This window comes from Rothia sp. HMSC061C12 (assembly GCF_001815755.1).
In the GTDB taxonomy this organism is placed as follows: Bacteria; Actinomycetota; Actinomycetes; order Actinomycetales; family Micrococcaceae; genus Rothia; species Rothia mucilaginosa.
Window position 1 is genome coordinate 103476 of the sequence record NZ_KV821867.1, and the last position, 8926, is coordinate 112401.

Genomic DNA, 8926 nt, shown 5'->3' on the forward strand with positions numbered 1-8926 from the left:
GCAAGGTTCCCGTAACCCCCATCGCGCACCACGGTAGGCGACGACAGAAGAACGGGAGCTTATGACCGTTCGATACGCACAACGCCCCCTGTATAGGTGTACAAAGGCGCATGTTACGCGTTCTTCCGGAAGTTTATTCGGAAGAGCTCCCACGCCGGTTCCGTTGAGAAAAACAATTCGGTGTGGTTGCCTCCCGATGGTGAAGCACCTCAGCATCGTGTGCCGCATAAACCGCGCAGTTTAGTGCGCGCAGATGCTGCGTCGAAAACTATCCAAAGAATGCAGTCCACGGAGTAGTCTTCCAGCTTCAAATGGCAGAAGCTTAAGGGTTTGATGTGAGTGCTCGGATGGTCCGAATCATGTCGCTCTCAACGGAACCGGTTTATCGGTGATGGGAGCTCCTGTAGATAAGAATAACCTTAAATCACCCCTGGAGTAAACCTTAAACCAATAATTTAACCTTATTGTTATAATTCCTTGTCATAAAGGTATTGACGGGTGTTCAATGTGTTCTGGGTAACCCCTCAGAAGGTCCTCATAACTCTTTGGTCTGTTTGGTGCTCTCCACCGTTATGAAACCGTGATAAATCATCCCCGAAAACTTGAAGAATCGGGTTCCAAAACGGTCCCGCAAGTGACTACCGCGAGGGCTTGTTGAGAGGGTCTTGAAGGCGCGCTGAGAGTACAGTCATAAAACGTCATCTTGTCACGGAAGTTATCCCAGAGAAAACAAATTAAACCCCCTGCGTGCGCTGTGGCATAATCAGTATCAACATCGTGCTCCGGGGTCGGTGAAATTCCGAACCGGCGGTCACAGCCCGCGAACCACTCTCGCAGGCAGGCAAAAATCGTACGAATCTTCGCATCCGCACAGGATGCAAGACTCCGCTAGAGAAGCCCGCCCGCAAGAGAGGCCGAACCGGTGAAAATCCGGTGCCGACAGTACAGTCTGGATGGAAGGTAGCACGAGCAGAAAAAGGCAGGAGCGCACTCTGTCGAGCCGCCCGAGAAACCTTGGGACAGCTTGCATCGCGCACCCAACGCAGTTGTTTCAGAGAGCATCAGCTTTCTGTGTAGCAGGGGAGAGGCACCTTTCGTAGGTGCCGGTACGTTATTCCCCTCGATCGCAGTCTCTGATTTCAGCCACGGTTTTCAGCCACGGTTGGCTGAATCGCCGCTCCCGCCTCACCACGGATACCGGCCATCCCATAAATCGGGCACCCCATAAGATGCCCGCGGTAGCCGCCCTTTTCTGTTCCTCTCCCCGGAGCCGCCGCAGATGCGCACCCAGCGCATCCGACACACGGTCCAACTCAGAGAGGAAAGAAACATGGACATTTTGCGGTGGCTCTTCGACGCACAAATTCACGTGGGGGACCAGTCCCTCCTCGTGCGCGAAGTTCTCGGAAACGCATTCGGCCTAGCATCGGCGCTCGGCGGCATGCGACGCAAAGTATGGGCGTGGCCCGTCGGCATTCTCGGCAACCTGCTGCTCCTCACCGTCTTCCTGGGCGCCCTCGTTGGCAGCCCGCACCCCGTGACCATGCTCGGCCAGGCAGGCCGCCAAATCATGTTCATTGCTGTTTCTATCTGGGGCTGGCACCGTTGGCGCGCCACCCGCGCCGCCGGTGGTGACGCCTCCGAAGGTGCCGCGGTGATCCCCAAGTGGGCTACTAACACTGAACGCGCAGGCCTGGTCGTCGCTATGGTTGCAGGCACCCTGTTGCTCACCCCCATCTTCCGCGCCCTCGGCTCCTACGAACCCGTCTGGTCCGACGCCTGGATCTTCACCGGCTCGCTGCTCGCCACCTACGGCATGGCGCGCGGCTGGGTTGAATTCTGGCTCATCTGGGTTGCCGTCGACCTGGTCGGCGTGCCGCTGCTGTGGAGCGCAGGCTACTACGCAACCTCCTTCATGTACGTGTTCTACGGATGCTTCACCCTGGTCGGCTTCTTCGTCTGGTGGCGCACCCGCAACCTGGAGGCGCAGAAGACTCGGGTACAGACCCAGTTCCCCGACGTGACCGTTGAGGTAACCGATGTGAAGAAGGGTCGTGCATAAATGCCGCAGAACCCCTCGCTGCAGGTGCTGGCGAGCGCGCACCTGCCCGCAACCGTCGCCCCGAGCGTATCTTCGCCGCGCAACGATGTGGACTACTCCGCCGCGGAGTACGGTCACCTCGCCGGTCTGCCCGCCGCACGCACCCTCCAGCTGCCCGACCCCGAGCAGGAGCTCAGCCACGCAGAGGCCATGACCCTGGCGCTGCAGGCGGCACTCCAGGGTATCCGCGGCGCGAACCCCCTCGTCGGCGCCGTCATCACTGACGCGCACGGGCACCTGCTACATGTGGGCTACCACCGAGGCGCAGGCACCCCGCACGCCGAAGCCGACGCCCTCGCCGCCGCCCGAGCCGCGGGAACCGACCTCACCGGCGCCCGCATGTACGTGAGCCTCGAGCCCTGCAACCATACCGGACGCACCGGCCCCTGCTCCCACGCCGTCGCCGAGGCGGGCATCAGCGAACTCTACTACGCCTATAGCGACGACACCGAAAACGCCGCCGGAGGCGCCGCCTACCTGCGCTCGCAGGGCGTCACCGTGCACGCCATGGAGGAGTTCGCGAACGCATCCTACCTGCTGAACGAGCGCTGGTTCATTGCCGCCGCCGAACGCCGCCCCTTCATTACCGCAAAGAGCGCCTCCACCCTGGACGGGTTCATCGCGGCTGCTGACGGCACGAGCAAGTGGATTACCGGCCCCGCCGCGCGCATTGACGGGCACCTGATTCGTCACCGCGCCGACGCCGTCATGATCGGCACCCGAACCACCCTCATGGACGACCCGACCCTGGATGCGCGCGACGCCAACGGGGAACGCTTCGAGAAGCAGCCGTTGCGCGTGGTCATGGGTAAAACCGAGATTACCGAGAACTACCGCGTGCGCGGCCTCAACCCGCCCGAAGGTGTGGAGGCAGACCCGCAGAACTTCCTGCAGGTCTTCACCCACGACCCGCGCGAACTGCTCGATGAGCTGTACGCCCGCGGGGTGCGGCACCTCATGATTGAGGGCGGACCCGGCATGGTCGGCCTCTTCGCCGGTGAAGACCTCATCGACGAGATGGTCTGGTACCGCGCCCCCATGATCATGGGGCAGGGCAAGAGCGCCGTGTACCGTCTGCTCGTGGACACCCTCGCGCAGGCACCGCGCCTGCAACTGGACGACCTGGGCATGTTCCCGGCGGTGCGCGTGCTCGGCAATGACACCGCAACGCACCTGGTACCGGCACCTCGCGGAACGGCGCAGGACCCTGGGCAGCGGCGTACCCTGCCGAAGCTGGACGCCTGCCACGCGCCCGAACCGAGATTAGATTAGCCGAGGCTGGACTAGTCGCGGCTGGACTAGCCTCCGCTTGGGCTAGTCTCCCTTCGGCTGAGCGCGGGCGGGGGAGTAGCACCTCAAGGAACCCCCCCCGCCGGCGCCCGGCTAGTTTGTGTCGGCTGGTTCGCATGCTGGCACAAAAGCTCCCCGTCACGGGGAATATTCGAAAAATACGTATAGTTATACCGACGAACAAACCATCGCCGCCCGTCGCCCTCAACGACGACGCCCCGGCGGACACGGCGAGAAAAGGAAAGCACACATGTTTACCGGAATCATTGGCGCCCTCGGCACCGTAGAATCCATCACCCCCATCGAAGGTAGCGACGCAGCCTACCTGACCCTCAACGCCGGAGACATCGTCGCCGACCTCGAACACGGTGGATCCCTCTCCGTCAACGGTGTATGCCTCACCGCTATCGACCTCGACCAGTTGCAGCCCGGCCAGTTCCGCGCCTACGCGATGGGTGAGACTCTGCGCCGCACCAACCTCGGCAACCTGAACCCCGGCGACACCGTCAACCTGGAGCGCTGCCTGCCCGCCGGTGGCCGCCTCGACGGTCACGTCGTGCAGGGCCACGTGGATGCGGTGGGCACCCTCGCATCCGTCACCGCGCACGAGGCGTGGAGCACCCTGCGTTTCAACCTGCCCGCCGAGCTGGCACCCCTGCTCGCGGAGAAGGGCTCCATCGCTGTTTCTGGCGTGTCCCTGACCGTCACCGCCGTTTCTGAGCCCGGTGTTACCCCCGCATGGTTCGAGGTCGGTCTGATTCCCGAAACCCTGAAGGCAACCAACCTCGGCGCGCTCAAGGTCGGCGACAGCGTGAACCTTGAGACCGATGCGCTCGCTAAGTACGTGCAGCGCCTGACCGCGTTTGCTGGCGTGCCGCAGACTGCTTCTGAGCAGGTTGCACCCCGCCGCGCCGACGCCGCAAGCGTTCTCGACAGCGTGCAGACCGCGGTGGACGCTATCGCCGCCGGTCGCGCCGTAGTCGTCGTTGACGATGAGGACCGCGAAAACGAAGGTGACATCATCTTCGCTGCCGAGCACGCAACCCCCGAGCTGATGGGCTTCATGATTCGCTACACCTCCGGCGTCGTGTGCGCGCCCATGAGCAACAAGCGTGCCGACGAGATGAACCTGCCGCCCATGGTCACCAACAACGAGGACCCCAAGGGCACCGCCTACACCGTCTCCTGCGATGCGGCCTCCAGCGTGAGCACCGGCATTTCCGCGGCGGACCGCGCACGCACCGTGCAGATCCTCGCGGACGCATCCTCCACCCCGGCGGATATTACCCGCCCCGGCCACATCTTCCCGCTGCGCGCCGTTGACGGCGGCGTGGCGGAGCGCCCCGGCCACACCGAAGCCGCAGTGGAACTCTCCCTCGCGGCGGGCCTGTCCGGCGTGGGCGTTATCGCCGAGGTCGTGCACGACGACGGCTCCATGATGCGTTTTGATGCCCTGCGCGCCTTCGCAACCGAGCACAACCTGCCTATGATCTCTATCGAAGACCTCATCAAGTACGTAGCCGAGGCGGCATAGGAGAACGCATGAGCGAAACCCCTAACACCCCCGCAGAGCCGGTTGAGGCGCAGGCTGAAGAGCTCAGCGCCGAATCCCTGCACATCGCCTCCGAGCTAGCTGAAGGCTACCGAGTCAGCCCCCTCGACATGGTGCCCAACCCCAGCCCGCTGCTGGTCGAAAGCACCGAAGAGGTCGCCGTACCCACCCCGCAGGGTGTGTTCGGCCTGCGCGCCTGGCGATTCGCAGACGGCGCCGAGCACATCAGTGCCCGCGCCCTCGACCGTGACGGCACCCCCGTACCCACCGAGGACGGGGGAGCGCCCGCGGTACGCATCCACTCCGAATGCGCCACCGGCGACATTTTCGGTTCCTTCCGATGCGATTGCGGCCCCCAGCTGGAGAACGGCCTGCGCATCCTCAGCCGCACCGGCGGGTACCTCATCTACGTGCGCAACCACGAAGGACGCGGCATCGGCCTGGTGAATAAGCTCCGCGCCTATGCGCTGCAGGATGCCGGTCTCGACACCCTCGATGCGAACCTGGCGCTCGGCCTGGACGGCGACATGCGTGACTACTCGCAGGCGGCACTGATCCTGCAGGAGCTCGGCGTGCATGAGCTGAGGCTCGTGACCAATAACCCCGCCAAGCAGGAGGCGCTCGAAAGCCTCGGCCTGCAGGTTACCGAGCTCATCCCGGACGAAATTCCCGCCCGCGTTGAGAACGCCCACTACCTGCAGACCAAGCGTGAGCGTATGCGCCACGTGCTCAAAAGCGCGTAGCGGAACCCCGGCAAACAATCCCGGCACACTAAACTTTTCAAAACCCAAAACCCACAAGGAGAACACTATGAGCGGCGTAGGCGCAGCAGACACCACCCTCAACCCCGAAGATTACAAGGGCTTCAAGCTCGCAATCGTAGCGGCAAGCTGGCACACCCAGGTCATGGATGGCCTCATCGATGGCGCACAGCGTGCAGCACGCGACGCAGGTATCGAGCCGACCCTCGTGCGCGTACCCGGCACCTTCGAGTTGCCCGTCGCAGCAACCCGCCTCGCAGAGAAGTTCGACGCAATCGTCGCGCTCGGTGTGGTCATCCGCGGCGGCACCCCCCACTTCGACTACGTCTGCCAGGGCGCAACCAACGGCCTGACCGACGTGTCCGTGCTGACCGGCCGCCCCATCGGCTTCGGCGTGCTCACCTGCGACAACGAGCAGCAGGCACTCGACCGTGCAGGCCTGGAAGGCTCTAACGAAGACAAGGGCTACGAGGCGACCGCAGCGGCACTGCAGACCGCAGCAACCCTCAAGCAGTTCAGCAACTAACACGGCTGAACGGTACGCGGCTCAGTTTCACGAAGAGAACTATTGAATCTTCACCGTGGAACTGGGCCGCAGCACCGGTTAAACTGAAACAACGCGCGGCACTAGAGCCTCAGTATGCTGAGCCGCAGCGCCACAGCGCGCTCAGGTGATAGCGCACAGACGCGCTCCCAACCCAACACCAAGGAGTACAGCAATGCAGGATTTGGGCACCATCACCCCCAGCCTCGAAGAATTCCGCGCCCGCGCAGCCGGCACCCGCGTCATTCCCGTACACATCAAAATCCTCGCCGACTCACTCACCCCCATCGGCATCTACCGATCCCTCGTACTCCAAAACGACCAGGGTGAACCCGTCGAAGCAGCCCACGGCACCTTCCTGCTCGAATCCGCCAAAATCTCCGCAGAAGGCGAATCCGCAGCCTGGGACCGCTACTCCTTCATCGGCGCATCCTCCCGCTCGACCCTCACCACCGTTGACGGCGCAGTCCACTGGCAGGGACGCACCCCCGCCGGCGCACCCGTCGACGGCGATCCCGTAGAGGCCATCGCAAAGACCCTGCAGATGCTCTACACCGAACCCGACCCGACCCTGCCGCCGCTCACCTCCGGCCTGGTCGGATACCTCGGCTGGGACGTCGTACGCCACTGGGAGCACCTGCCCTTCCCGCCCGCCGACGACGTGAACCTGCCCGAATTCGCGCTCAACATGGTCTCCGACATGGCAATCCACGACAACAAGGACGGCACCGTCCTGCTCGTCGCCAACGCCATCAACTTCAACGGCACTAGCGAAAACGTTGACGGCGCCTACGAGGACGCCGTCGCGCGTTTGCACAGCATGCTCCGCCGCCTGCAGCGCGGCGCCACCGCAACCACCTCCACTCTCTCCGGCGTGGCGGACATTGACCGTAAGGTCCGCGAAGACGTCACCCTCACCTGGAGCGAACAGGGCTTCAAGGACGCCATCGACCGTTCCAAGAAGAACATCATCGACGGCGACGTCTTCCAGATTGTGCTCTCACGCCGATTCGAAGCCGAAACCAACGCCAAGGCACTCGACGTGTACCGTGTACTGCGCCAGTCCAACCCCTCGCCGTACATGTACCTCTTCAACTTTGAAGACAGCAACGGCACCCCCTTCCACATCGTCGGCTCCTCCCCGGAGGCGCTCGTCACCCTCAAGGACGGCATCGCCAGCACCCACCCCATCGCCGGTTCCCGCCCGCGCGGCGCAACCCGCGAAGAAGACCTCGCACTCGCCGAGGAACTGCTCGCCGACGAAAAGGAACGCTCCGAACACCTCATGCTCGTCGACCTGGCACGCAACGACCTCTCACGCATCGCCAAGCCCGGCACCGTGTCTGTCGACCAGTTCATGATCATTGAGCGTTTCAGCCACATCATGCACATTTCCTCCGCCGTCAGCGCCGAACTCGACCCGCAGTTCAGCGCCTACGACGTGCTACGCGTCGCCTTCCCGGCAGGCACCCTCTCCGGCGCGCCCAAGCCGCGCGCCATGCAGCTCATCGACGAATACGAACCCACCCGCCGCGGCGTCTACGGCGGCGTATGCGGCTACTTCGACTTCGCCGGCAACATGGACATGGCAATCGCCATCCGCACCGCCGTACTCAAGGAAGGCACCGCCTACGTACAGGCAGGTGCGGGCCTCGTCATGGACTCCAACCCGGACTCCGAAACCCTCGAAACCGTCAACAAGTCCGCCGCCCCGCTGCGCGCTGTGCTGACCGCCTCCGGCCTGGCACCCCTGGACGCAGACGCAGCCGTCAACGCCACCAAGTAACCCAAGGAGACACCATGAGCACCGTTCTCGACGAGATCATTGTCGGCGTCCGCGAAGACCTCGCCGCCCGCGTACAGCAGGTTCCCCTCGAAGAAATGAAGAAGCGCGCCCTCGCAGCCGCACCCGCCCGCGACGCGCTCGCCTCCCTACGCGGTGAAGTACCCGGCGGCGGCAACGGCACGACCGCACGCATCATCTCCGAGGTGAAGCGCTCCTCACCGTCCAAGGGTGCGCTCGGCGAAATCCCCGACCCCGCCGCGCTCGCCGCACGCTACGAAGCAGGTGGCTCCGCAGCAATCTCGGTACTCACCGAACAGCGCCGCTTCAACGGCTCCCTCGCCGACCTGGACGCTGTGCGCGCCGCCGTGAACATCCCCGTACTCCGCAAGGACTTCACCGTTGACGAATACCAGATCTGGGAGGCACGCGCACACGGCGCCGACCTGGTGCTACTGATTGTGGCGGCCCTCGACGAGCAGACCCTGCGCGAGTTCCTCGAACTCACCGAATCGCTCGGCATGAACGCCCTCGTCGAAACCCACACCCCCGAAGAAATCGAGGTCGCCCAGCGCATCGGCGCGAAAATCGTCGGCATTAACGTGCGTAACCTCAAGACCCTCGAAGTCAATAACGAGCACTACGCATCCCTCGCAGCGCACCTGCCCAACTCCGTCATTAAGGTTGCTGAGTCCGGCGTCGCCAGCATTGAGGACGTGCGCGCCTACGCCAGCGCCGGTGCCGATGCGGTCCTCATCGGTGAAGCACTGGTACGCTCCGGCGACCCCGAAGGTACCGTGCGTGAATTCTCCAAGGTGCCTGTGACCCGATAGGGGTCGCTAAGAGATGGCGTGCCGGACGCCGATCGCGGGGGAGTGAGGCTTCCGTGGGTTAG

General features: G+C 63.6%; 7 protein-coding genes and 1 riboswitch. All 7 genes read left to right on the top strand.

Translation table 11 applies throughout. The features are described from left to right. The first annotated feature begins 773 nt into the window (after nt 1–773). Nucleotides 774–971, top strand: a riboswitch (FMN riboswitch). A 359-nt stretch (nt 972–1330) separates the two neighbouring features. After that, entirely contained in the window at nt 1331–2062 is a 732-nt protein-coding gene (gene pnuC, locus HMPREF3055_RS04970; protein ID WP_044150500.1) for a nicotinamide riboside transporter PnuC, read from the top strand. Next, entirely contained in the window at nt 2063–3373 is a 1311-nt protein-coding gene (gene ribD, locus HMPREF3055_RS04975) for a bifunctional diaminohydroxyphosphoribosylaminopyrimidine deaminase/5-amino-6-(5-phosphoribosylamino)uracil reductase RibD (protein ID WP_070738336.1), read from the top strand. Between the two features lie 268 nt (nt 3374–3641). After that, nucleotides 3642–4925 (top strand): 3,4-dihydroxy-2-butanone-4-phosphate synthase, encoded by a 1284-nt coding sequence (ribB, locus tag HMPREF3055_RS04980; RefSeq protein ID WP_070738338.1) that lies wholly within the window; start codon nt 3642–3644, stop codon nt 4923–4925. 8 nt (nt 4926–4933) lie between these two features. After that, on the top strand, nt 4934–5686 hold the full coding sequence (locus HMPREF3055_RS04985; protein WP_070738340.1) for a GTP cyclohydrolase II: 753 nt from the start codon (nt 4934–4936) through the stop codon (nt 5684–5686). Between the two features lie 67 nt (nt 5687–5753). Then, nucleotides 5754–6230 carry a 6,7-dimethyl-8-ribityllumazine synthase gene (ribH, locus tag HMPREF3055_RS04990; protein WP_005506244.1) on the top strand — a complete coding sequence of 159 codons (477 nt, stop codon included), beginning with the start codon at nt 5754–5756 and terminating at the stop codon, nt 6228–6230. Between the two features lie 193 nt (nt 6231–6423). Beyond that, a complete protein-coding gene (locus HMPREF3055_RS04995; protein ID WP_070616439.1) occupies nt 6424–8034 on the top strand; it encodes an anthranilate synthase component I in 1611 nt (536 codons plus the stop codon). Between the two features lie 14 nt (nt 8035–8048). Continuing rightward, the gene (trpC, locus tag HMPREF3055_RS05000; RefSeq protein WP_070738342.1) at nt 8049–8864 is read left to right on the top strand and encodes an indole-3-glycerol phosphate synthase TrpC; all 816 of its coding nucleotides are present in this window, start codon (nt 8049–8051) and stop codon (nt 8862–8864) included. Nucleotides 8865–8926: the final 62 nt, after the last annotated feature.

Coding starts and splice junctions, on each gene's coding strand:
- pnuC (WP_044150500.1), top strand. CDS start 1,331: ATGGACATTTTGCGGTGGCTCTTCGACGCACAAATTCACGTGGGGGAC.
- ribD (WP_070738336.1), top strand. CDS start 2,063: ATGCCGCAGAACCCCTCGCTGCAGGTGCTGGCGAGCGCGCACCTGCCC.
- ribB (WP_070738338.1), top strand. CDS start 3,642: ATGTTTACCGGAATCATTGGCGCCCTCGGCACCGTAGAATCCATCACC.
- HMPREF3055_RS04985 (WP_070738340.1), top strand. CDS start 4,934: ATGAGCGAAACCCCTAACACCCCCGCAGAGCCGGTTGAGGCGCAGGCT.
- ribH (WP_005506244.1), top strand. CDS start 5,754: ATGAGCGGCGTAGGCGCAGCAGACACCACCCTCAACCCCGAAGATTAC.
- HMPREF3055_RS04995 (WP_070616439.1), top strand. CDS start 6,424: ATGCAGGATTTGGGCACCATCACCCCCAGCCTCGAAGAATTCCGCGCC.
- trpC (WP_070738342.1), top strand. CDS start 8,049: ATGAGCACCGTTCTCGACGAGATCATTGTCGGCGTCCGCGAAGACCTC.